This is a genomic window from Isoptericola sp. MSGPD8_1_ISO-PGPR-S23-394, assembly GCF_058072785.1.
Genome location: NZ_CM176517.1, coordinates 932,290 through 953,667, shown reverse-complemented (window position 1 = coordinate 953,667; position 21,378 = coordinate 932,290). Strand labels below are relative to the sequence as shown.

General features: G+C 73.8%; 19 protein-coding genes. 9 read left to right on the top strand and 10 right to left on the bottom strand.

What is annotated here, in order from left to right; translation table 11 throughout:
- Positions 1-52: 52 nt before the first annotated feature.
- Complete coding sequence (locus AC3RJ8_RS04270) at positions 53-1,981, top strand: S1 domain-containing protein (RefSeq protein ID WP_489714701.1); 1,929 nt, start codon at positions 53-55, stop codon at positions 1,979-1,981.
- Between the two features lie 63 nt (positions 1,982-2,044).
- Here AC3RJ8_RS04270 and AC3RJ8_RS04265 read toward each other — a convergent pair whose 3' ends face one another.
- The 4 genes from AC3RJ8_RS04265 to AC3RJ8_RS04250 all read right to left on the bottom strand — a co-directional run bounded on the left by AC3RJ8_RS04265 (position 2,045) and on the right by AC3RJ8_RS04250 (position 8,746).
- A complete protein-coding gene (locus tag AC3RJ8_RS04265) occupies positions 2,045-6,112 on the bottom strand; it encodes a phosphodiester glycosidase family protein (RefSeq protein WP_489714700.1) in 4,068 nt (1,355 codons plus the stop codon).
- A 116-nt stretch (positions 6,113-6,228) separates the two neighbouring features.
- Positions 6,229-7,431, bottom strand: a complete 1,203-nt coding sequence (locus tag AC3RJ8_RS04260; RefSeq protein WP_489714699.1) for a glycerate kinase — start codon at positions 7,429-7,431, stop codon at positions 6,229-6,231.
- A gap of 22 nt (positions 7,432-7,453) precedes the next feature.
- The gene (locus AC3RJ8_RS04255) at positions 7,454-7,942 is read right to left on the bottom strand and encodes a MarR family winged helix-turn-helix transcriptional regulator (RefSeq protein WP_489714698.1); all 489 of its coding nucleotides are present in this window, start codon (positions 7,940-7,942) and stop codon (positions 7,454-7,456) included.
- Positions 7,943-7,984: 42 nt separating this feature from the next.
- Positions 7,985-8,746: an isoprenyl transferase gene (locus tag AC3RJ8_RS04250; protein ID WP_489714697.1), complete on the bottom strand. Its 762-nt coding sequence runs from the start codon at positions 8,744-8,746 to the stop codon at positions 7,985-7,987.
- A 333-nt stretch (positions 8,747-9,079) separates the two neighbouring features.
- Between AC3RJ8_RS04250 and trhA the strand changes: the two genes are divergently transcribed.
- Positions 9,080-9,736 (top strand): PAQR family membrane homeostasis protein TrhA, encoded by a 657-nt coding sequence (gene trhA / locus AC3RJ8_RS04245; protein WP_489715571.1) that lies wholly within the window; start codon positions 9,080-9,082, stop codon positions 9,734-9,736.
- Between the two features lie 20 nt (positions 9,737-9,756).
- On the opposite strand, the gene AC3RJ8_RS04240 is transcribed toward trhA, so the two are convergent.
- Genes AC3RJ8_RS04240 through mca form a run of 3 tightly spaced genes read right to left on the bottom strand, consistent with a single transcriptional unit; the run spans position 9,757 to position 11,827 of the window.
- Positions 9,757-10,572, bottom strand: coding sequence for a carbon-nitrogen hydrolase family protein (locus tag AC3RJ8_RS04240; RefSeq protein WP_489714696.1), 816 nt, complete (start codon positions 10,570-10,572; stop codon positions 9,757-9,759).
- On the bottom strand, positions 10,569-10,931 hold the full coding sequence (locus tag AC3RJ8_RS04235) for a hypothetical protein (protein WP_489714695.1): 363 nt from the start codon (positions 10,929-10,931) through the stop codon (positions 10,569-10,571). Before AC3RJ8_RS04235 ends, AC3RJ8_RS04240 begins: the two co-directional genes overlap by 4 nt.
- A complete protein-coding gene (gene mca / locus AC3RJ8_RS04230; protein ID WP_489714694.1) occupies positions 10,931-11,827 on the bottom strand; it encodes a mycothiol conjugate amidase Mca in 897 nt (298 codons plus the stop codon). The genes AC3RJ8_RS04235 and mca overlap by 1 nt, the downstream gene beginning before the upstream one ends.
- Before the next feature lie 53 nt (positions 11,828-11,880).
- Between mca and AC3RJ8_RS04225 the strand changes: the two genes are divergently transcribed.
- The 5 genes from AC3RJ8_RS04225 to AC3RJ8_RS04205 all read left to right on the top strand — a co-directional run bounded on the left by AC3RJ8_RS04225 (position 11,881) and on the right by AC3RJ8_RS04205 (position 15,500).
- A complete protein-coding gene (locus AC3RJ8_RS04225) occupies positions 11,881-12,327 on the top strand; it encodes a DUF4307 domain-containing protein (RefSeq protein ID WP_489714693.1) in 447 nt (148 codons plus the stop codon).
- Positions 12,328-12,490: 163 nt separating this feature from the next.
- Positions 12,491-12,973 (top strand): transcription elongation factor GreA, encoded by a 483-nt coding sequence (gene greA / locus AC3RJ8_RS04220; RefSeq protein ID WP_489714692.1) that lies wholly within the window; start codon positions 12,491-12,493, stop codon positions 12,971-12,973.
- Between the two features lie 124 nt (positions 12,974-13,097).
- A complete protein-coding gene (gene ectA / locus AC3RJ8_RS04215; protein WP_407316776.1) occupies positions 13,098-13,658 on the top strand; it encodes a diaminobutyrate acetyltransferase in 561 nt (186 codons plus the stop codon).
- A gap of 98 nt (positions 13,659-13,756) precedes the next feature.
- Positions 13,757-15,052: a diaminobutyrate--2-oxoglutarate transaminase gene (gene ectB / locus AC3RJ8_RS04210; protein WP_489714691.1), complete on the top strand. Its 1,296-nt coding sequence runs from the start codon at positions 13,757-13,759 to the stop codon at positions 15,050-15,052.
- 43 nt (positions 15,053-15,095) lie between these two features.
- On the top strand, positions 15,096-15,500 hold the full coding sequence (locus AC3RJ8_RS04205) for an ectoine synthase (protein ID WP_489714690.1): 405 nt from the start codon (positions 15,096-15,098) through the stop codon (positions 15,498-15,500).
- A 135-nt stretch (positions 15,501-15,635) separates the two neighbouring features.
- Here the strand turns inward: AC3RJ8_RS04205 and ilvA are convergent, their stop codons facing one another.
- The 3 genes from ilvA to AC3RJ8_RS04190 form a co-directional block, all read right to left on the bottom strand.
- On the bottom strand, positions 15,636-16,856 hold the full coding sequence (gene ilvA / locus AC3RJ8_RS04200) for a threonine ammonia-lyase (protein ID WP_489714689.1): 1,221 nt from the start codon (positions 16,854-16,856) through the stop codon (positions 15,636-15,638).
- Positions 16,853-18,079 carry an AI-2E family transporter gene (locus AC3RJ8_RS04195; RefSeq protein WP_489714688.1) on the bottom strand — a complete coding sequence of 409 codons (1,227 nt, stop codon included), beginning with the start codon at positions 18,077-18,079 and terminating at the stop codon, positions 16,853-16,855. Before AC3RJ8_RS04195 ends, ilvA begins: the two co-directional genes overlap by 4 nt.
- 113 nt (positions 18,080-18,192) lie before the next feature.
- The gene (locus AC3RJ8_RS04190; RefSeq protein WP_489714687.1) at positions 18,193-18,813 is read right to left on the bottom strand and encodes a YdeI/OmpD-associated family protein; all 621 of its coding nucleotides are present in this window, start codon (positions 18,811-18,813) and stop codon (positions 18,193-18,195) included.
- 98 nt (positions 18,814-18,911) lie between these two features.
- Between AC3RJ8_RS04190 and AC3RJ8_RS04185 the strand changes: the two genes are divergently transcribed.
- Together AC3RJ8_RS04185 and msrA are read left to right on the top strand one after the other, a co-directional pair.
- Positions 18,912-20,504: a Na+/H+ antiporter gene (locus tag AC3RJ8_RS04185; RefSeq protein ID WP_489714686.1), complete on the top strand. Its 1,593-nt coding sequence runs from the start codon at positions 18,912-18,914 to the stop codon at positions 20,502-20,504.
- Positions 20,505-20,672: 168 nt separating this feature from the next.
- The gene (gene msrA, locus AC3RJ8_RS04180; RefSeq protein WP_489714685.1) at positions 20,673-21,344 is read left to right on the top strand and encodes a peptide-methionine (S)-S-oxide reductase MsrA; all 672 of its coding nucleotides are present in this window, start codon (positions 20,673-20,675) and stop codon (positions 21,342-21,344) included.
- Positions 21,345-21,378: the final 34 nt, after the last annotated feature.

Here is a 21,378-nt window from a genome sequence, read left to right as displayed (position 1 = left end):
CGACGACGGTAGGCTCGAGGTCCCGGTCCGACCGCGAGCCGAAGGAGGCGACGTGACACTGCGCACCTCCGCCCCTCGCGGCACACGTCCGGCAGACCGCCCGCGCGCCGTGCCCACCGTGGTCGACCACGTGCGCAGCGCGGCCCAGGCCGAGGACCTCGCCGCCCGGCTCCAGCACCCTGACCGCACGTGGCCCGTCGTCGTCGTCTCCACCCCGAGGGGCCGCGGACGCCCCTACGTCGACCCGGCCCGCGTGCTCGACGAGGTCCGCGGGCTCGCCGAGGTCGTCGTCGTCCACACCGGCGAACCGTCGTGGGCCTTCTCCCACGGCATGCCACCGGGCACCCCCGTGTACGGCGGCGCGTCCCGCGTCTACCCGGTGGGCGTGGAGTGGGTGCACGACCTGTCGCGCTCGACCCTGTGGTTCGCCGACGACGACGCCGAGGGCACCCGGGTGCACGAGCTGCTCGTGCAGGACGCCCTCACCGCGGCCGCCTCCGCCGGGCTCGCCGGCACCACCGCGGCGCCCGGCGGGAGCACCACGGGCGCCCGCGTCCTCGGCATCGTCGGCACCCGCGCGCTCGTCCAGACCTCCGCCGGCGCGACGGCGCAGGTCGCCCAGGAGCTCACCCTGCCGATCGTGCCGATCGACCGCCTGCTGGCGCCACGCATGCGGGTGCGCGGCGTCCTCGACGCCGGCGCCCGACGCCTCGACGTGCGCGGCATGCTCCCCGACCCGGCCGCCCAGCTGGCACGGGTCCAGGACTCCTACCCGCCCGGCACCGTCGTCCCCGCGCAGGTGCACGAGGTCGCCGACGACTCCGTGCTGCTGGCCCTCGCCCCCGCCGTGACCGTCCGGGTCGCGCGGGAGCGGGCGACCCGCGGCGACGACGACCTGCGAGACCTGTTCTCCGTCGGCGAGACGGTCGCGGCCCGGTTGCTGCCGGGCCACCCCGTCCCGGGACCGGGCGGCGGCACGATCCGCCCCGACCTGCGGCTCGACGACGTGGCGGACACCGAGCCGGTGCACCCGGCGCTCAGCCTCCTCGGCGGCGGCCCGCCGTGGTTGCCGCCGCCGACGCCCGTGCACGACTCCCTCGGCTCGACGGACTCCGCCGGGACACCCGACGAGCCGACGGACGAGCACCGCGCCACGACGCCGCCGCGGCCGCTCCCCGGTCCGGGGCCGCGCCCGGCGGTCCCGCCGCCCGGCACCGGACCTCGTCCGGGGCTGACCTCCGCCCCGCCCGACGGCGGCGAACCGTCGGCGCCCGTGGTCGCGGAACCGGTACCGCCGAACCCGCCCAAGAAGGCCCTCGTCAACCAGCTCGAGCTGTCCGTCCACGAGCACCGCTCACGGGCCGACCGGGCCGAGCACGAGGTCACCGAGCTCCGTGCCACCGTCCGGGCCCTGGAGCTGGAGGTCGCCGGGCTGCGTGACGTGGCCCGCGAGCAGCGCGACCGGCTCGACCGGTTGCACACCACCGTCGAGCGGTACAAGTCCAAGATCCGCAGCGCCCGCAAGGACCGTGCCCGCACGCAGGACACGGGGACGGGCGCACCCGCACGATGCTTCACGGATCCCGAGGCGCAGCTCCGGTTCGACGTGCTGCGCACCTGGGTGCAGATCATCGGTCCGGCCGAGAAGGACCGGTACCCCCTGCCCGGCTTCACCGTGGGCCCCCGGTTCTGCGAGTCCCTCGCCGACGTCGGGCGCGGTCTGGAGGACAAGGTGCACCGCGCCGTCGTCCTGGTGCTCGTCGGGCGCGCACCGGAGGTCTCCGGGTTCGAGCTGCACCGGCTCCGGCGCGGCGACGGCGGCGGCAGCCCCTACCTGGTGCGCGAGTCGGACGGCGCCCAGGCCATGCGCCTGTCGCTGCAGGTCAGCTCGCCGCAGGCCCGCCGGCTGCACTACTGGGTGCTGCCCGGCGGTGAGGTGGAGCTGTCCCGCGTCGTGCTGCACGACGACATCGACCCCTGAGGTCGCGCTCGTGCGGTGGCACCTCCCGGTGCCCCGCACGAGCGCCCTCCGTCGGACGCCCGGTCAGTCGCGCACCCGGACCCGCAGCTCCCGGCTGCGGGTCTCCCCGGCGTCGTTGGTGAGCACCGCGGTGTAGCGGTACGTGCCGGGCTCCCGTCCGGAGAGCAGCGTCGAGGCCGACTGCGCCTCGCCGCCGATGCCCGCCACCAGCTCCTGCCGGTCGACCTCCGTGCCGTTCTCGTACAGCACGTACCCGGTGGCCTGCGTGCCCCACCACTTGTCCACCGTGACGGTGTAGGAGCCGTCACGGTCGTGGTTGTCGTGCGACAGCACGGGCGTGCCCGGGGTGGCGTCCGTGACCCGCACGGTGTGCTCGCCGCGGCACGGGGTCGTCCCGGCCGCGTTGACCAGCTCGCACGTGTACGCGTACTCGCCGTCGTGGCGTCCCGTGACCGGGACGGTGACGCGCTGCGCCCCGGTGCCCCCGTGGGAGAGGTCCTCGGTGTGCAGCAGCTCGTCGTCCTCGAAGAGGCGCAGCGAGGTGGCGTTCTCGCCCCACCAGAGGTCGACCATGACCTGGTAGTCACCGTCGCGCAGACCGGTGTCCCACCCGTTGTCGTCGCTGAGCCGCGCCTCGCCGGGCGCCCCGGCCGGGACGAGCACCTCGTGGGCACCCACCGCCCCGTTGACCTCGACCTCGATCGTCGCCCGGCCGGGGGCGACGGCGGTGACCTCGCGGGTGCGCGGGTCGAGCGCCAGCACGGTGCCCGACGGCGCGTCGCTCGCGGCGCCGAGGAAGACGCCGTCGCCGCCCCACCGGGCCGAGACCGGCCACTCGACCGGGACCTCGCGGTCGCCGTCCTGGGTGACCAGGGCGCTGACCCGCCCCCGGGTGTCGACCGCGAGCTCGGCCGGACCGGAGACGGCGACGTGCTCGGCCCGCGCGTTGACCTCCCACCCGAGCCAACCGTCCGGGCCGGTGCCCGTGGCCGCCGGGTCGACGCCGAGCATCGACCAGCCGGTGAACCCGCCGTCGTCGGGCGTGCTCGCCGGGCCCTTGCCGGAGTTGCCGTTGACGACGGAGGGGACGCCGTCCCGCGTCGAGGCGTGGAAGACGCCGGTGTGCGCACCGACCGACGCGATCTCCTTGCCGGAGGTCTCGCGGAACTCCTCGAACCAGCCGCGCAGCGTCTCCGCCTCGAGCCGGTCGGACAGCTGGGAGGCCTTCGTGGGCAGCGGGTCGTCCAGCGGGTGGTGGAACAGGGTCACCACACCGGTCACCGCGTCGTCGGCCGCCGCCTCGTCCAGGGACTCGCGCAGCAGCCGCAGCTGGGCGAAGTCGCTGCCGAGACGCCCGGTGGACGAGTCGAGCAGGATCAGTCGGGTGGTCCCGCCGTCGGCCGGCACGTCCACGACGTGCGTCCGCTCGCCGAACTCCGCCTCGAAGTTCTCGATGGAGCCGCCCATGATCTCGTGGTTGCCGGGCACGTAGTACCAGGGGAAGTCCACGCCGGCGAGCTCGTCGGCGAGGATGTCGCGCGCCAGGTCGAAGTCGGCCGGCGAGGCCTCGTCGACCAGGTCCCCGTTGACGACCAGCAGGTCCGGGTCCTCGGCCGCGATCTCCGCCAGCGTCTGCCGGGCGCCCTGGACCGCTCCCGATCCGGGCGAGCGGGCCACGAACTGGGCGTCCGACATGACGGCGACGCGCAGCGGTGCGTCGTCGGTGGCACCTTCGGGCACCACCACCGGGTCGGCGACCTCGACCTGCTCGGGGACCTCGACGTCCGGAGGCACGAGCGCCCGGACGTCGGAGATCACCAGCTCGCCGGCGTACTGCGCGGCCGCGCTGGTCTCCAGGGCGCGTACCCGCTGCACCACCAACGGGTACTGCACCCCGTCCGGCACGGCAAGCTCGACCTGGCGCCAGCCTTCCCACGACACGGTCGGACCGTCGAGGTTGGTCACCACACCGTCGCCCTGCTGCACCTGCAGGCGCAGCCAGGCACCGTTCGCGTCGCCGTGCACCCACATCGTCACCTTGCGCGGCTGGCCGGGGATCTCGCGGCCGCCGGCGGGGACCACCGCGTACTGCCCACGGGTCGCGGTGGACTGCGTGAAGTCGTAGACCATCCGCAGCCCGGCGGCGCCGTCGTGCCCCTCGGCCGGCTCGACCCGGCCTCCCGGGGCACGGGCGTGCGCGGAGGTCCAGTCGCTCGCGTCGGCGAGGTCGGCGACGACGGCCTCCTCCAGGGAGACGGCGACGGCGAGCTCGACGGTCAGGTCGTCGACCGTGAGCGTGAAGCTCGCGGCGCCCGAGGGTTCCAGCGCCCGCACGACGAACGACCCGTCCGCGGCGGGCTCGAGCGTCGCGACGCCGTCCCCGCCGGCGACCTCGACGTCACGCGCCTCGACCGGGGCCCGGTAGCCGTCGGCGTCGTGGCCGACGACGGTCACCGCCGCGGTGTCCTCGGCGTCGGAGAGCGTGACCACCGGCTCCGGCACGTTGAGACGCACCGGGTCGCCGAGCACGGTGAGCTCGGCGGCCCCGGTCGCCACGCCGTCACCGGTCACCGTCGCCGCCCTGACGGTCGCCGTGCCCGCCCCGGCACCGGTAACGACGCCGGAGCCGTCGTCGGCGCGGGCGACCCGCGCGACGTCGTCGTCCGTCGTCGTCCACTCCTCGGGTGCGACCTCGACGGCGGCCATCGTCTCGTCGTACCCCGCGGCGACCAGCGTCCGGTGCAGGCCGGGGAACACCCGCAGGGAGTCGTCGGCGGCCGAGGCCGTGCGCACGTCGTAGGCGTCCACGACGCCCGACCCGCCGTCGACGAACAAGCCCAGGCCGTTCGCGTCCCGACGTTCCGTCCCGTCCGACGGGCTGTTCACCACCGAGGTGGTCGTGTCGCCCGGCACGCGGGCGTTCATCTGCGACGACCCTCCGCCGTCGAGGTTGAGGGCGTCGTCGGCGCCGAGCTGTGCCATGAGCTCCCCGAGCTCGGCCAGGCTCATGCCCGTGCTGGCCGCCTGCCGCCCGTCGACCACCACGAGGTAGGCCGTGGACCCGTCCGCCGAGAACCCGACCGCCGTGCGCGGGTGCCGCGCGGTGGCGAAGCTGCTCGTGGCGGACGTGACCTTGCCGTCGTCGAGCAACCAGTCGTCCGGGTCACCGCCGATCGCGACCGCGACGTCACCGGCGTCCTCGCGCAGGCCGTAGGCGAGGGTCACCTCGTCTCCGACCTCCAGGGCGGCCAGCGTGTCCGCCGCGTCCCCGGGGCGCGCCACCAGGGCGCGCACGTCGTCGGCCAGGCGTCCCTCGCCCGGCGTCCCGACGGCGACCACCTCGCCGCGGACGTCGTCCGTCAGGGCGACCCGCACCTCGACGCCGGTCTCGTCGCCGCCGAGCGGGCGGGCACGGCTCGCGTCGCCCCAGGAGGCGTCGTAGACGACGAGCCCGCCGGCCGGGACGCCCGTGACGTTGAGACCGTCCACGGGGAGCTCCGTGGTGGCGCCGTCCTCCCCTGCCGGCACCTCCACCGACCCGCGGAGGAACAGCTCGGCCAGCCGGCCCATGCCGTCGGAGCCGAAGACCACCGACCGGTGCCGCCCGGGCGTGGCCGACTTCAGCAGCTCGCCGTCGTCCACGGCGGTGCCGAGCGCCGCGCCGGAGTTGTTGATGTCGAAGAAGTCCCCGTTGACCGCGGCGACGGCGCCGGCAGAGTCCGCCATCTCCGACACGGTGGCGTTGCCCGCCACGTCCTCGGCACCGAGGTAGCCGAAGTCCGCGGAGCCGTCGGCCAGGTCGACGACGAGCACCTCGCCACTGAGCCAGCCGTCGGCCGACACCCGGGCGAACTCGGTGAGCTCCACGCCGGGAGCGACGAGCCGTTCGACGCGCTCGGTGACGAGGGCGTCGCCGTCGTCGTCCAGCGCGAGGTCGACGACGTCGTCCCGCAGGAACTCGCCGGCCGGTGCGACGGCCGCCGCCGCGACCGGGGGCTCCTCCGTCGCGGCCGCCGCGGGCACGGCCGGTACGAGCAGCGCCAGTCCTGCCGCCGAGGCGGCGGCCATGGTCCGGGCCCGCGGCCGGGACGGCCCGTGTCGCTCGCGGTGACGGGTGGTCGCAGGACTCATCGTGGTGCTCCCCTGATCGGCTGCGCGCACCAGGTCGGTGGCTCAGTCGCAGGGTGGCGCGGAGAGGTTGCCGCGAACCGTCCCCGGGGCGACCGTCGGGCGAAGTCTCGGTGGCGTCAGCGCCGGGCGAGGGTCAGGTTCGTCACCGACGCCGCGACGTCGGTCAGGCGCGCCGCCGTGCGCGACATCAGGTCATCGAGCCCGACGGGCCCCGGCGCGATCGAGAACGCCGCCGTGATCCCGGCGGCCCGCGTCTGCTCGGCGGGCAGCAGGACCTGGCCCGCGACCACGACGACCGGTGGGCGGGCGAGAGACGCCGCGGCGAGCCGCGCGACGCCGTCGGCCACCTTGCCGCGCACCGACTGGGAGTCGAACGACCCCTCGCCGGTGAGCACCAGGACGGCGTCCTCGAGCGCGGCCGGCAGCCCGACCGCCTCCGCGACCAGGGTGGCACCCGGTTCCGGCTCGGCGCCGAGCAGCGCCACGAGGGCCGCCGGGACCCCGCCGGCGGCCCCCGCGCCCGGGAGGTCGTGCGTCCGGACGCCGGTCTCCCGCTCGAGCAGGTTCGCCCACCGGGTCAGCGCCTCGTCCAGGAAGGCCACCTCCCCGGTGCCGGCGCCCTTCTGCGGGGCGAACACGGCCGCCGCGCCGAGCTCGCCGACCAGCGGGTTGGTGACGTCGACGGCCAGCCGCCACCGCACCTGGCGGGCGCGCGGGTGCAGGCCGGACAGATCGAGCTGCGCGACCTGCGCGAGCCCCTCCCCGCCGTCGGGCACGGACCGGCCGTCCGCGTCCAGGAGGCGCGCACCCAGGCCGACGAGGAGACCCGCCCCGCCGTCCGTGGACGCGGACCCGCCGAGGCAGACGAGCACCTCCTGCACGCCCGCGTCGAGCACAGCCGCCGCGACGTCGCCGGTGCCGCGGGTGCCGGCGTGCAGCGGCTGCAGGGGCACGTCGCTCACGGCGGGCAGGCCGCTGGCCTCCGCGAGCTCGACGACGCCGGTGCGCCCGTCGGGCGAGACGGAGTAGCGCGCGGTGGTGGCCCGGCCGACGGCGTCGACGGTCGCGACCTGACGGACCGGCGACCGCCAGGTGGTGAGCAGCGCGTCGAGGGTGCCCTCGCCGCCGTCGGCCATGGCCAGGCACGTCACCCGGGCGTCGGGCGCCGCGGCGAGCACCCCGTCGCGCAGCGCCGCGGCGACGTCGGGGGCCGCGAGGCTGCCCTTGAAGGAGTCGGGGACGACGACGACGTGGGGTGCGTCGGGCGTCGGGGGAACCGCAGCGGGCCCCGTGGTCTCAGCAGGCGTCGGCGAGGTCACGCGCCGAGGATATCGGCACCGATCAACCCCGGGGGGACCAGTCCGGGATCCCGGACTGGGCACCCCGCAGCTTGTCGAGCAGGCGCGTCAGCTCTGCCTGCTCGGCCGTGTCGAGCGCACCGCCGACGTACTGCTCCATGGCACGCACGTGCCGTCGACCGACAGCACGCTGCATCCTCCGCCCCGTCTCGGTCAGGGCCACGAGGGTCCCGCGGGCGTCGTCCACCGGGACCGAGCGCAGCACCAGCTCACGGTCCTCGAGCCGCTCGACGAGACGGGAGAGCGAGGACTGGGCCATGAGCACGCTCTCGTTGAGGTCGCGCAGCCGCATCGTGCCGTCGGCGGCGCGGGACAGGGTGAAGAGCACGTCGTACTCACGGATGGAGATCTCGTGCCAGACCGCGTCCGCCTGGAACCGGCGCATGAGCGTGACCTGGGTGCGGAACAGCGCCTCCCACGTCCGGGCGGCGTCCCGGGCGGTGCCGGGCAGGGGGCTGTCGGTCGGTGTCATGGAGTCTCCCGTCCCGGCGTCGTCGCCGCGGTGTGTCGGTACCTATCGTCCCAGCCGGCGCTCACGCCGGGAGAAGTCGCGCAGCGCCCGCAGGAAGTCGACACGCCGGAAGTCGGGCCAGAAGGCCTCGACGAAGGACAGCTCGGAGTGCGCGCTCTGCCACATGAGGAAGCCGCCCACCCGCAGCTCGCCCGACGTGCGGATCACCAGCTCCGGGTCGGGCTGGCCCTTGGTGTAGAGGTGGGCGGCGATGTCCTCGACGTCCAGCCGCTCGGCGAGCTCGGCGAGCGTCGTGCCGTCGACCTCCGCCGCCCGCAGGTAGGACCGCACGGCGTCGGCGATCTCGTGCCGCCCGCCATAGCCCACGGCGACGTTGACGTGCAGGCCGTCCACCTGCGCCGTCTCGGCGGCCGCGGCGCGCAGGGCGGCGGCGAGACGTTCGGGCAGCAGGTCCAGGCGTCCCATGATCCGCAGCCGCCAGCGGCCGGACCCGGCGAGGTCGCGCACCGCGTCCTCGATGATGTCGAGCAGGTTGGCCAGCTCGTCCTTCGGGCGGGCCAGGTTGTCCGTGGAGAGCATCCACAGCGTCACGACCTCGATCCCGAGCTCCTCGGCCCAGCCCAGGAACTCGGTGATCTTGTCGGCGCCCTTGCGGTGCCCGGTGGCCGCCGTCTCGCCGAACGACTTCGCCCAGCGCCGGTTGCCGTCGAGGATGACGCCGACGTGCCGCGGCATCTGCTCGTGGTCCAGCGAGCCGGCGAGCCGACGCTCGTACAGGCTGTACAGCGGATGGGGCAGGCGCACGCTGGTCCTTCACGGGTGAGGCGGACGAATCGGGACAACGGTACCGCTCCCCCGAGCACGGGCGGCACGCCGGACGCAGGCCCCCGGCGAGGGTGCGTCGCCTCGTCGCACGATCTTCACACGCGGGCGCGACACGGCGCGGAGCGATCGCCTACGCTGGCATAACCTACGGGACCGTAGGTTGTCGGTCGGGGGTACGCAGCGGACGCTGGCACGCCACGGCACCGAGCAGGAAGCACCGAGCAGGGAGATCACGTGTCAGGAAGAACCGGGCGACGCGCGCCCCGGTCCGGGGCGCCGGAGACGAGCGACCTCACCGCCGCCGCCCAGGAGGTGGCGCTCGAGGCGAAGGAGGCCGCGCGACGGCTCAAGCCGCACCTGCGTGGCTGGATCCACGCCGTCACCACGCCGCTGGCCCTCGTGGCGAGCATCGTCCTCGTCGTGCTCGCGGAGCCGGTGGCCGGCAAGGTGGCCGCCGCCGTCTTCGGGCTCAGCGCGTTCCTGCTCTTCGGCACCAGCGCCGTCTACCACCTCGGCAGCTGGTCGCCCCGGGTGGCGGCCGTCCTGCGCCGCATGGACCACGCCAACATCTTCCTCATCATCGCGGGCACGTACACCCCGCTCGCGGTCATGCTCCTCGACCCGCGCACGGCGACCACCCTGCTGACGATCGTGTGGACCGGCGCGGTCGCCGGGCTCCTGGCGCGCGTGCTGTGGATGAACGCACCGCGCTGGTTCTACGTGCCGGTCTACGTAGCGCTCGGCTGGGTGGCGGTCGCCTACCTGGGGCAGTTCGGCGCCGCCGGCGGCCCCGCGGTCGTGTGGCTGGTCGCCGGCGGCGGGCTGGCCTACACGGTGGGCGCCGTCGTGTACGGGACCAAGTTCCCGGACCCGTCGCCCCGCTGGTTCGGGTTCCACGAGATCTTCCACGCCCTGACGGTCGTGGGGTTCACCTGCCACACCGTCGCGATCTACCTCGCCGCCGTCTGAGGAGCTCGGCGTGGACGGGCTCAGCGCGGCACGACGGTGTACCGGCGGTTGGCCAGCGACGGGTTGGCGCGACGCACGGCGGCGAGCCCCTCGGGGTCCAGGTCCACGGTCCGGTACTGCGGCCGCTCGTCGAGCTCCAGGCCGACGACGCCGTCCGGCCCGGCCAGCAGCGACCGTCCCGTGACACCCTTGCCGGCCATGCCCACGCCGATCACCACGGCGGTGTTCTCGATGGCCCGGGCCGTCAGCAGCGTGCGCCAGTGCTCAGCCTTGAGCGGCCCGTCCACCCAGGCCGCCGGCACGACCAGCACGTCCGCGCCCGCGTCGACCACGCGGCGCGCCGACTCGGGGAACCGCAGGTCGTAGCAGGTGATGACGCCGAACGTGAGCTCGCCGACGCGGACGGTCAACGGCTCCGCGTCCGCCGGCCCGGGCTCGAGGCGGTCGGACTCGCGGGTCCCGAACGCGTCGTACAGGTGCACCTTGCGGTAGACCCCCACGAGGTCGCCGTCGGCCCCCACCGCGACGACGGCGTTGACCGCGCGCCGCGGACCGTCGTCGTCCGGCCCGGGTTCGCCGCCCGGCAGCGTGGTGCCGGCCACGACCGCCACCCCGTACCGCGCCGCGAGGGTCCGCAGCGTCGTCACGAACGGACCGTCGAGGGGCTCGGCGTGCTCGATGCCGACGCCGTGCCGGTGGTACCCGGAGGCGTACTCGGGCAGGACGAGCAGCTCGGCGTCGACCGCCGCGGCCGCCTCGAAGGCGTCGGCGACCATGTAGCGGTTCGCCTCGTGGTCGTCCGCGACGGCGACCTGCGCGACCGTGACCCGCGTCATGACGGCGGCCGCCCGCCGCCCGGCTCGTCCGGCGTGCCGTCGTCGGGCACGTCCGGGGAGACCGGGGTCGCCGCCTCTCCGGCGGACGCCGCCGCACGCTCCGGCTCGGGGCGGTCGCGCCGGAACCCGATGGTCCGGCGCTCCGGGACCTCGATGCCGTGCGCCCGCGCGTAGGCGTTGGCCTTGCGCATGTGGCGGCTCAGGGACAGGAAGAGGAGGACCGCCGCGACCGCGACGCCGAAGGTGGCGAGGAACCCCGTCAGCCCGGGCGTCACCTCCCAGTCCTCCAGCGGCGGCGTCGACGGGCTGGGTGACGGGTCGACGTCGGCGACCAGGCCCACGAGCAGCTCCAGGGACATCAGGATCCCTCCCGGAGGCCGGCGAACAGGTCGTCCTCCGGCGTCGTGGCCTCGACCCGGGAGTCCGCGAGCTCGAACTCCTCGGTGGGCCACACGTCCGCCTCCAGGTCGCGCGGCACCGCGAAGAAGAACCCGTCGGGGTCGATCTGCGACGCGTGCGCGGTCAGCGCGGCATCACGCTGCGCGAAGAACTCGGCCACGTGGACCTTCGTCGTGGCCAGGCGCTCCGGGATCTCCCGGACGGCCCGCGACTCGATCCAGTCGCCGAACGGGGACTCGAGGCCGGCCCCCTCCATCGCCTCGTGGACGGCACGCAGGCGGTCGACCGAGAACCCGTGGTTGTAGTAGAGCTTGCTCGGCTCCCACGGGGCGGCGCCGCCGTCGACCACGTAGCGGCTGTCGTCGCCGGCCGCGTGGTAGGCCTCGAACGCGACCTCGTGGCAGCGGATGTGGTCGGGGTGCGGGTAGCCGCCCGAGGGGTCGTACGTCGTCATGACGTGCGGGCGGAACTCGCGCACGAGCTCGACCAGGGGGGCGGACGCCTCCTCCAGGGGCAGCAGCGCGAAGCAGCCGTCCGGCAGCGGCGGCAGCGGGTCGCCCTCCGGCAGCCCCGAGTCGACGAACCCGAGCCAGTGCTGACGCACACCGAGCGCCGCGGCCGCGGCCGCCATCTCGAGGCGGCGGACCGCGCGCTTCTCCTCGAGCGTGTCGAACCGGTGGCCCGACGGCGGTTCGAACGACGGGTTGAGCACGTCGCCCCGCTCACCGCCCGTGCAGGTCACGACCAGCACCTCGACGCCCTCCGCGGCGTAGCGCGCCGTCGTGGCCGCGCCCTTGCTCGACTCGTCGTCCGGGTGCGCGTGCACCGCCATGAGACGCAGTGGTTCGCCGGCCAAGGGTCCTCCAGGGATGGTTCGGGACGTCAGCGTTCGTCGGGGACAATGGTGTCATGACCTCCGAGCAGCCCCCCACCGTCCCCGCCGGTCGGTACGGCGCGGCGCGTCCCGCCGCGGGGCCGGCCGGTCGACGGACGTCGCAGGCCCGCCGGCGGCGCGGGACCCGGGCCGCGATCGTGGTCGCCCTGGCCGCCGCCGTCGCGCTCGTCGCGTGGTTCTCCTTCTCGCTGAGCGCGAGCGACCCGGTGACGGCCGAGATGATCGGGTTCGACGCCGTCGACGCCGAGCAGGTCGACGTCACCTTCCAGGTCCACATGCCCCCCGGCACGACGGCCGTCTGCACCGTCGACGCCCTGTCGACGAGCTACGCGCAGGTCGGCACGCTCGACGTCGCGGTGGGACCCGTGGAGGGCCGGACCTCGGCGTACGAGGTGTCGGTCGGCACCTCCGAGCTCGCCACCTCCGCGGACGTCGTCGGGTGCGAGACCGACGGTTCCTGAGCCGCCTCCCCGCCGTGTTCCTCGCGGTCCGTGGCCCCCGTCGGCTATCCTGAGGGATTCACACGCAGTCCTGCGCCGTCCGGCGCGCGTACCGACGCCCCGCCGGGCGCGCCGACGCGTGCCGTCCGGAGCAGGCGACGAGCACCACGAAAGGAGAGCCCTCGTGACCGAGAGCAACGTCACCTGGCTCACCCAGGAGGCTCACGACCGGTTGCAGTCCGAGCTGAAGCACCTCTCCGGCCCGGCCCGCACCGAGATCGCTGAGCGCATCGCTGCCGCACGCGACGAGGGTGACCTCAAGGAGAACGGCGGCTACCACGCGGCTCGTGAGGAGCAGGCCAAGAACGAGGCCCGCATCCGCGAGCTGACGGAGAAGCTGCGCAACGTCGCGGTGAGCAGGCCCGCCGACGACGGCAGGGTCGAGGCGGGCATGGTCGTCGTCGCCGAGGTCGCGGGCGACGAGATGACGTTCCTGCTGGGCTCGCGCGAGATCGCCGGGACCACCGACCTCGACGTGTACTCCCCCACCTCCCCGCTCGGCGCGGCCATCGACGGCAAGAAGGTCGGTGACTCCACGAGCTACACCGCACCGAACGGACGCGACATCCCGGTGCTCGTCCGCAGCGCCAAGCCCTTCTCGGGCTGACCACGGTGCCGGGACGCGCGACGACGGACGTCCCGGCACCGTGCGGCTGTGGTCAACGTCGCACCCAGATCTCCCCCCGCAGGGGTGGGCTTATCCCTCGATCGTGTCTATGGTTGATAGCGGTATGACAATTTCTGACGGTACCTCGACCACTCCGACCAGCCCGTCCGGTGCGGCCGCCGCCCAGGCAGCCACCCCGGACGAGGCCACACCGCTCACGATCCGCCGGCCCACCGTCGACGACGGCGGCGCCATGTGGCGGGTCGCACGAGACTCCGGTTCCCTGGACCTCAACTCGTCGTACAGCTATCTGCTGCTGGCCGACCACTTCGGCGACACGTGCCGCATCGCCCTCCTGGGTGACGACGTCGTCGGCTTCGTCACCGGGTACCGGCTGCCGCGCGATCCCGGCCGGTACTTCCTGTGGCAGGTCGCGGTCGACGAGCGCGCCCGCGGGCGCCGCGTCGCCGGACGGCTCATCGACGCCGTCATCGACGACCAGCCCGAGATCACCTCGCTCGTGACCACGGTCACCGAGGACAACCTCGCCTCCCGCCGCGTCTTCCAGCGCTGGTCGGCAGCCCGGGACGCCACGCTCACCGAGGTGTCCGGCTTCGAGGCCCACCACTTCCCCGACGGTCACGAGGCCGAACCGCTGCTCGTGATCGAGGGCTTCCGCCACTGACAAGATCCCCGGGCTGCGCCGGTCCCGCGCGCAGGTGACGACGTAGCCCCCGCTCCACTCGAAGCACCCGCGCGCACCACCTCAGAGGAGTGTCCTTCGTGACGACCCTGACCCCCCAGTCCGACGCGTCGACCGCCGATGACCCGACAGGCTTCACCGCCCTCGAGTCCGAGGTCCGCAGCTACTCCCGCGCCTGGCCCGTGGTGTTCGACCGCGCCGTCGGCGCCACCGTGTACGCCGAGGACGGCACCGAGTACCTCGACTTCTTCGCGGGCGCAGGATCCCTCAACTACGGGCACAACAACCCGCTGCTCAAGAAGGTCCTGATCGACTACCTCACGGACGATCGCATGGTCCACTCGCTCGACATGCTGACCACGGCGCGTCGCGACTTCCTGCAGACCTTCCGCTCGCACATCCTCGAGCCGCGCGACCTCGACCACAAGGTCGTCTTCCCCGGCCCGGGCGGCGCCAACGCCGTCGAGGCGGCGTTGAAGCTCGCCCGCAAGGTGACCGGCCGAGAGTCGGTCATCAACTTCACCAACGCCTTCCACGGCATGACGCTCGGCGCGCTGTCCGTCACGGGCAACTCCATGAAGCGCGGCGGTGCCGGCATCCCGCTGGTGCACGCCACCCCCATGCCGTACGACGACTACTTCAACGGTGACGTCGACGACTTCCAGTACTTCCAGCGCATGCTCGAGGACGGTGGCTCCGGGCTCAACGAGCCGGCCGCCGTCATCGTCGAGACGGTGCAGGGCGAGGGCGGCATCAACGCCGCCCGCGCCGAGTGGCTGCGCGGCCTGGCGGACCTGTGCAAGACGCACGGGATCCTCCTCATCCTGGACGACATCCAGATGGGCTGCGGCCGCACCGGTGGGTTCTTCTCCTTCGAGGAGGCCGGCATCGTGCCCGACATCATCTGCCTGTCGAAGTCGATCTCCGGCTACGGCCTGCCGATGGCCATCACGCTGGTGCGCCCCGAGCTCGACGTGTGGGAGCCCGGCGAGCACAACGGCACCTTCCGTGGGCTCGCGCCCGCGTTCGCCACGGCGTCCGAGGCGATCCGGACCTACTGGGCCGACGACACCCTCGAGAAGGAGATCAAGGCCAAGGGCCTGATCGTCGAGAGCCACTTCAACTCGGTCGTCTCGCGCTACCCCGACCACGAGCTGATCGCCAAGGGGCGCGGCCTGGCCCGCGGTCTCCAGCTCCCCGACGGCGAGCTCGCCGGCCGGGTGACCCAGTACGCGTTCGAGCACGGCCTGCTCGTCGAGACGTCCGGTCCCGACGGGGAGGTCGTCAAGCTGCTCCCGCCGCTGACCATCGCCGAGGACGAGCTGCGCCGCGGCCTGGCCATCCTCGACGAGGCGTTCGACACCGTCCTCGGCTGACGGCCGCCCCTTCCCCACCCGACCTTCACGACCGAGGAGAACCATGATCGTCCGCACCCTCGACGAGATCACCGACACCGAGGCCGACATCAAGACCGAGAACTGGCGCTCCAAGCGCATCGTCCTCGCCAAGGAGGGCGTCGGCTTCTCGGTGCACGAGACCACGCTGTACGCCGGGACCGAGAGCTTCTTCTGGTACGCCAACCACATCGAGGCCGTCTTCATCACCTCGGGCGAGGGCGAGATCGAGGACATGGCCACCGGTGAGGTGCACGAGCTCAAGCCCGGCACGCTCTACCTGCTCAACGACGCCGACAAGCACAAGGTGCGCCCGCGCACCGAGATCAAGTGCGTCTGCGTGTTCAACCCGCCGGTCACGGGCCGCGAGGTCCATGACGAGAACGGTGTGTACCCGCTCATCACCGAGCCGGAGACCACCACGGTCTGACCCGCACGCATCAACGCGGCGGGACGAGAAGATCCCCGCCGCACGGTCGTCAGACGCGAAGTGCAGGGCGCGCAGCGCCCGTGAACGCGACCGTGCGGCGGGGATCTTCTCGTCCCGCTCGGCCGAGCCCTGTCGTCACCCGATCCGGTAGCCGTCGCTGCGCAGCCGGTCCAGGACCGCCGCACGGTGCTCGTAGCCCTTGGTCTCGAGCTGCAGCGTCACCAGCACCTCCGACACCTCCAGGGTGGTGTCGGTGCGCCGGTGGTCCACGCGCACGATGTTCCCCTCGGCGGCCGCGATCGTCTCCAGCAGGGTCGCCAGCGCACCCGGCTTGTCGTCCAGGCGCACGGACAGCTGCAGGTAGCGTCCCGCGGCCACGAGCCCGTGCTGGACGACCCGCTGCAGCAGGAGCGGGTCGATGTTCCCCCCGGTCAGGACCGGGACCACCGTCCCGTCGAAGGCGTTCGGTGACGCCATGACCGCGGCGACCGCCGCCGCGGCCGACGGCTCGACGACGAGCTTGCCGCGTTCGGCCACCAGCAGCAGCGCTCGCGACATCTGGTCCTCGGTGACCGTGCGGACCTCGACGCCGAGCCGGGTGAGCACCTCGAAGGGCACGTCGCCGGGCGTGCCGACGGCGATGCCGTCGGCCATCGTCGCGCCGAGGTCCCCGGCCATCGGGCGCCCGGCGGCGAGCGACGCCGGGTAGGCCGCCGCCGAGGCGGCCTGCACCCCCACGACCCGCACGTGCGGCGCCAGCTCGGCCAGCACCGTCGCCATCCCGGCCACGAGCCCGCCGCCACCGAGCGGCACGACGACCGTGCCGACGTCGGGCACCTGCTCGAGGATCTCGAGGGCGACCGTCCCCTGCCCGGCCACCACGTCGACGTGGTCGAACGGGTGGATCAGCACCTTGCCGGTCCGGGCCGCCTCGGCCCGGGCCGCACCGAGCGCCTCGTCGACGGTGGCCCCGATCTGGCGCACCTCCGCGCCGTATCCCCTCGTCGCCTCCAGCTTCGGCACCGAGGCACCCTGCGGCATGTAGACGACGGCGGGGATACCGAGCTGCTCCGCGGCGAGCGCGACGCCCTGGGCGTGGTTCCCCGCGGAGGCCGCGACGACCCCCCGCTCCTGCTGCTCCGGCGTGAGGCCGGCGAGACGGGTGTACGCGCCGCGGATCTTGAACGACCCGGCGCGCTGGAGGTTCTCGCACTTGAGGACGACGTCGGCCCCCGCCAGCTGGGACAGCGCCCGGAACGGGTGCACCGGCGTGCGGGTCACCACCGGTTCCAGCAGCGCGGCGGCCGCGCGGACGTCGTCGAGCGTCACTCGATGGATGGGGTGGGGTGCGGTCACGTCCTGCTCTCTCCTGCCGGTCCGGCGTCGTGAGCCGGTCCGGCAGGAACGTCACCCGGGGTGGTGGGTGCCGCGCCGTCGTCCTCGGACGTGCCGGACCGGTTCGGCCACAGGAGCGTACCTGGTAGGTCGGCGAGCGACGGACGACGGCGCAGGAGCGGCAGGTGGTCGTCCGTGCCGAGCTCGGGGAACTTGTCGTGACCGTGCAGGTACTGCATCACCGTGTTGAGCACCGCCGCCAGGGGGACCGCGAACAGCGCACCGATGAGGCCCGCCGCGAGGCTGCCGGCCGCGACGACGAGCACGACCGCCACGGGGTGCAGCGAGACGGCGTGCCCCATGAGGAAGGGCTGCAGGATGTGGCTCTCGGCCTGCTGCACCAGCAGCACGATGCCCAGCATGATGAGTGCGGCGATCCATCCCTCGGCGACGAGCACGACGGCGCACGCGATGGCACCCGTGACGATGGCGCCGAGGATCGGCACGAACGAGCCGACGAAGACGAGGATCCCGATCGGGATGGCGAGCGCCGGGACGAAGAAGGCGGCGCCGATGCCGATGCCGAGGGCGTCGACCAGCGCCACGAGGATCTGCGTGCGCACGTACGACGACAGGGTCACCATGCCGCGGCGGCCGGCCTGGTGAACCTTCTCGCGGGCGGCGATCGGCAGGAGGTTGACCACCCACGTCCAGATGTTCCGGCCGTCCTGCAGGAAGAAGATGATGCAGAACAGCGAGATGATGATCCCGACGAGCACGTGGCCCACCGTCGTGGCCGCGCCGAGCGCACCGGTGATCAGCGAGGAGCTCTGCTGCGCGACCATGTCCTGCGCCTGGTTGCCGAGGTCGCTCAACGTGGCCGTGTCGAGGCCGAGCGGACCGTCGGACAGCCAGGACAGGAACTCGTCGAAGCCCGCGACGGCCTGGTCCCAGAGGTCCTGGAACCCGTTGACGATCGACTGGCCCGCGATGACGATCAGACCGGTGACGAAGGCGATGAGCCCGATGATGGACAGCGTCGTGGCCAGCCCGCGGGGCACGCCCCAGCGCTGCAGGGCGATCCGCACCGGCCGGAGCAGGATGGTGACGAGCAGCGCGATCGCGACCGGGACGACGATCGTCTTGAGCTGGGCGAGGAGCCAGAGGAGGCCGGCGACACCGGCAGCGATCATCAGCAGCCGCCACGACCAGGCCGCGGCACCGCGCACGCTGGCAGGGACCATGTCACGACCGCTGGCGGACGCCTCCTGAGGGGTAACCACGGGCCCACACTAGGGCGGCGGCGGCGGCATCGCTCGGCGGTGTCCCGGCAGGTCGTGTGGGGAAGCTGTGGACGTCACCGCTCCGTGCCGCGCGTGCGTCGCTCGGGGTAGGGCGTCTCACCGCGTTCGAGCATCGCGACGAACTTCTCCGCGTTGCGGACCCGGGTCTCCTCCTTCTTCACGATCGCCAACCGGTGCAGGATCGCGTACCGGTTCTGGGAGCTGAGGACGTCCCACAGGGCCGCCGCCCGCGGGCTCCGCGCGAGCGCGGCGGACAGCGCCGGGGGCACCTCGATGGTCGCCGGGCCCGCGTAGGCGGCGTCCCAGCGGCCGTCCTGCTGCGCGCGCTCGATCTCGGTGTGCCCCCGCGGCCGCATCCGACCGTCGGCGATCAGCCGGGCGACGATCTCGCGGTTGCGCACGGACCAGATGCTGCGGCGCCGGCGCGGGCAGTACCGCTGGAGGCTGGTCGCCTCGTCGCGACTCTTCGCCTGCGCGTCGATCCATCCGCTGCACAGGGCCTCCTCCAGCGCCGTGGCGCGGGTGAGGGTGGTCGGGGCGTCCTGGCCCTTCTTCGCCACGACGAGCCACACGCCGTCGGGCACGGTGTCCTCGTGCTCGTCCAGCCACGCCCGCCAGGCGGCGACATCGGGCAGGAGCAGGGCGTCGGCGTCGGCGTCGACCGGTGGCGTCATGGTCCGACGCTACGGCCTGCGACCGACAGGGTGCAGCACCTTCCCGGGACGGGCAGACTGTGCGCGACCACCGCCGTCGTCCGCGAGGAGCCGCACCCATGTCATCGCTCGCGCTGTGGGGTGTGGTGATCGCGGGCCTGGTGGTCCTGACCCCGCTCGCGGACCGGATCAAGGTGCCGCAGCCGGTGCTGCTGACGATCTTCGGCATCGCGCTGCCGCTCGTCCCGGGCACGCCGCACCTGTCGATCGAGCCCGAGCACGTGCTGCCGATCGTGCTGCCGCCGCTGCTGTTCGCCGCGACGCAGCGTTCGACCTCGCGCGAGTTCCGGGGGCAGGCGCGGCCCATCCTGCTGACGGCCGTCGGGCTGACCGTCGCCTCCGCGGCCGTGGTCGCCGTCGTCGCGCACGCCGCGGGGGTGCCCTGGGCGGTGGCCTGGGTGCTCGGCGCGATCGTCGCGCCGCCCGACCCGGTCGCGGCCACGGCGGTCGCCCGCCGGCTGCGGCTGCCGGGACGGGTCGTGACGGTGCTCGAGGGCGAGGGCATGTTCAACGACGCCACCGCCCTGGTGATGTACCACGTGGCGGTGGCGGCGGTCGTCGCCGGGTCCGTCACGGCGGGCGAGGTGGGCCTGGACCTGCTGCTCGCCGTCGTGGTCGGGGTCGGTGTGGGGGCCGGTGTCGGCTGGCTCGGCCACCGCCTGCTGGGACGGATCCGGGTGCCCGCCGCCGAGACGACGATCACCCTCGCGCTGCCGTTCGTCGGGTACCTGCTCGCCGAGGAGCTCCACGGGTCGGGCGTGCTCGCCGTGCTCACCCTCGGGCTCCTGCTCCGCGACGTCAGCCACACGTCGGTGAGCTCCGGCGGGTGGCTGCTCGGCCGGTCCGTGTGGGAGTACGCGGACTACCTCATCACGGGGGTCGTGTTCGTCCTCATCGGGTTCGAGCTCACGTCGGTGCTGGAGGACAACCCGGTGGCCGCCACGACGCTCCCGCTTGCCCTCGCCGTCGTCGCGCTGCTCGTGGCGGTGCGCTTCGCGTGGATGTTCCCCGCGGTGTGGCTGCTCGAGCGGGGGCTCGCAGCCCACGCCGTCCGCCAGGGCGTGCCCGAGGAGGTCGCCGGCGTCGGCGCCTTCACGCCGCGGGAGACGACCGTCATCTCCTGGGCGGGCATGCGAGGGGTGGTCTCGGTGGCGTCCGCGCTGGCGCTGCCGCACCTCGTGGCCTCCGGGGACGACTTCCCGCACCGGGACACCGTGGTGTTCGTCGGGCTCGTGGTGGTGCTGATGACGTTGGTGCTGCAGGGCCTCACGCTCGCCCCCGTGGTGCGCCGGCTCGGTGTGGGCAGCACGGTCGACGACGCCGCCGAGGTGGCCCGCTTGCGCGAGGAGGCCACCCGCGCCGCGCTGGCGGCGGTCCTCGCCCGCGAGGACGTCCCCGCACCGGTGCGGGACGCCGTCGCGCTGCAGTACGAGGGCTACCTGACGGCCCAGCTCGCCCTGGCGCGCGCCCGTGCCGCCGGCGACGACGCCGAGGGCCGCTACGGCGAGCTCGTCGACGCCCTGCTGCGGGACGCCGTGGAGGTGGAGCGCGGCGTCGTCGTCCGGGCGCGGGCGGAGGGGCTCGCGAGCCCGCACGTCGCCGACGAGGTGCTCTCCGACGTCGAGGCCCGGGCCGTCCGCGACCTCGACTGACCTCCCTCCCCCTGTGGGTGCACGACACGCCGTCATGCCCGTCGTGCCAACGGCGCGTCGTGCACCCACAGCGACGGGGGCCGACGGCGGAACACGGCGGGACGCTGCGTCGTTGCGCAGGTGCGGGGTCGGCGGACCGGCCCCGTGACCCACCAAGGAGGCGACGCGATGTTCGAGAACCTGTTCGGCCAGTCGGCGAAGACCACGATGGTGGCGCCGGAGGAAGCGCTGCCCGGCCGCGAGTCCCCGATCCTGCCCGCCCCCCGGACGCACACCGTGCTGGGCACGTCGCTCACCGGACCGTGGGAGCCGGGCACGAGGGTGCTCTACCTCGCGATGGGCTGCTTCTGGGGCGCGGAGGAGATCTACTGGCAGGTCCCCGGCGTGGTGAGCACCGCCGTCGGTTACATGGGCGGGACGACGCCGAACCCCACCTACGAGGAGGTGTGCTCGGCGCGCACCGGGCACACCGAGACGGCGATGGTCGCCTACGACCCGTCGGTGGTCTCCGAGGAGGAGCTGCTCAGGATCTTCTGGGAGCGGCACGACCCGACCCAGGGTTTCCGCCAGGGCAACGACGTGGGCACGCAGTACCGGTCCGGCGTGTACTGGACGACGCCAGAGCAGGCGGAGGCCGTGCGCGGCACCGCGGAGCGCTACGGCCAGGTGCTCGCCGCGAGGGGCTACGACCCGATCACCACCGACATGCGACCGGCCGCCGAGGCAGGGCCGTTCTTCTACGCCGAGGACTACCACCAGCAGTACCTGTCGGCGACGAAGAACCCGCACGGCTACCGCTGCCACGCGACGACCGGCGTCCCGTTCCCGGACGCCGCCTGACCGGCCGCGCCGCCCCACGGCGTCGTGGAAGGTC

Bases quoted from the DNA above. Each gene is read 5' to 3' on its own strand.
- AC3RJ8_RS04265 (WP_489714700.1), bottom strand. From the start codon at position 6,112: ATGAGTCCTGCGACCACCCGTCACCGCGAGCGACACGGGCCGTCCCGG.
- AC3RJ8_RS04255 (WP_489714698.1), bottom strand. From the start codon at position 7,942: ATGACACCGACCGACAGCCCCCTGCCCGGCACCGCCCGGGACGCCGCC.
- AC3RJ8_RS04240 (WP_489714696.1), bottom strand. From the start codon at position 10,572: ATGACGCGGGTCACGGTCGCGCAGGTCGCCGTCGCGGACGACCACGAG.
- AC3RJ8_RS04235 (WP_489714695.1), bottom strand. From the start codon at position 10,931: ATGTCCCTGGAGCTGCTCGTGGGCCTGGTCGCCGACGTCGACCCGTCA.
- AC3RJ8_RS04225 (WP_489714693.1), top strand. From the start codon at position 11,881: ATGACCTCCGAGCAGCCCCCCACCGTCCCCGCCGGTCGGTACGGCGCG.
- ectA (WP_407316776.1), top strand. From the start codon at position 13,098: ATGACAATTTCTGACGGTACCTCGACCACTCCGACCAGCCCGTCCGGT.
- AC3RJ8_RS04205 (WP_489714690.1), top strand. From the start codon at position 15,096: ATGATCGTCCGCACCCTCGACGAGATCACCGACACCGAGGCCGACATC.
- AC3RJ8_RS04195 (WP_489714688.1), bottom strand. From the start codon at position 18,079: ATGGTCCCTGCCAGCGTGCGCGGTGCCGCGGCCTGGTCGTGGCGGCTG.
- AC3RJ8_RS04190 (WP_489714687.1), bottom strand. From the start codon at position 18,813: ATGACGCCACCGGTCGACGCCGACGCCGACGCCCTGCTCCTGCCCGAT.
- AC3RJ8_RS04185 (WP_489714686.1), top strand. From the start codon at position 18,912: ATGTCATCGCTCGCGCTGTGGGGTGTGGTGATCGCGGGCCTGGTGGTC.
- msrA (WP_489714685.1), top strand. From the start codon at position 20,673: ATGTTCGAGAACCTGTTCGGCCAGTCGGCGAAGACCACGATGGTGGCG.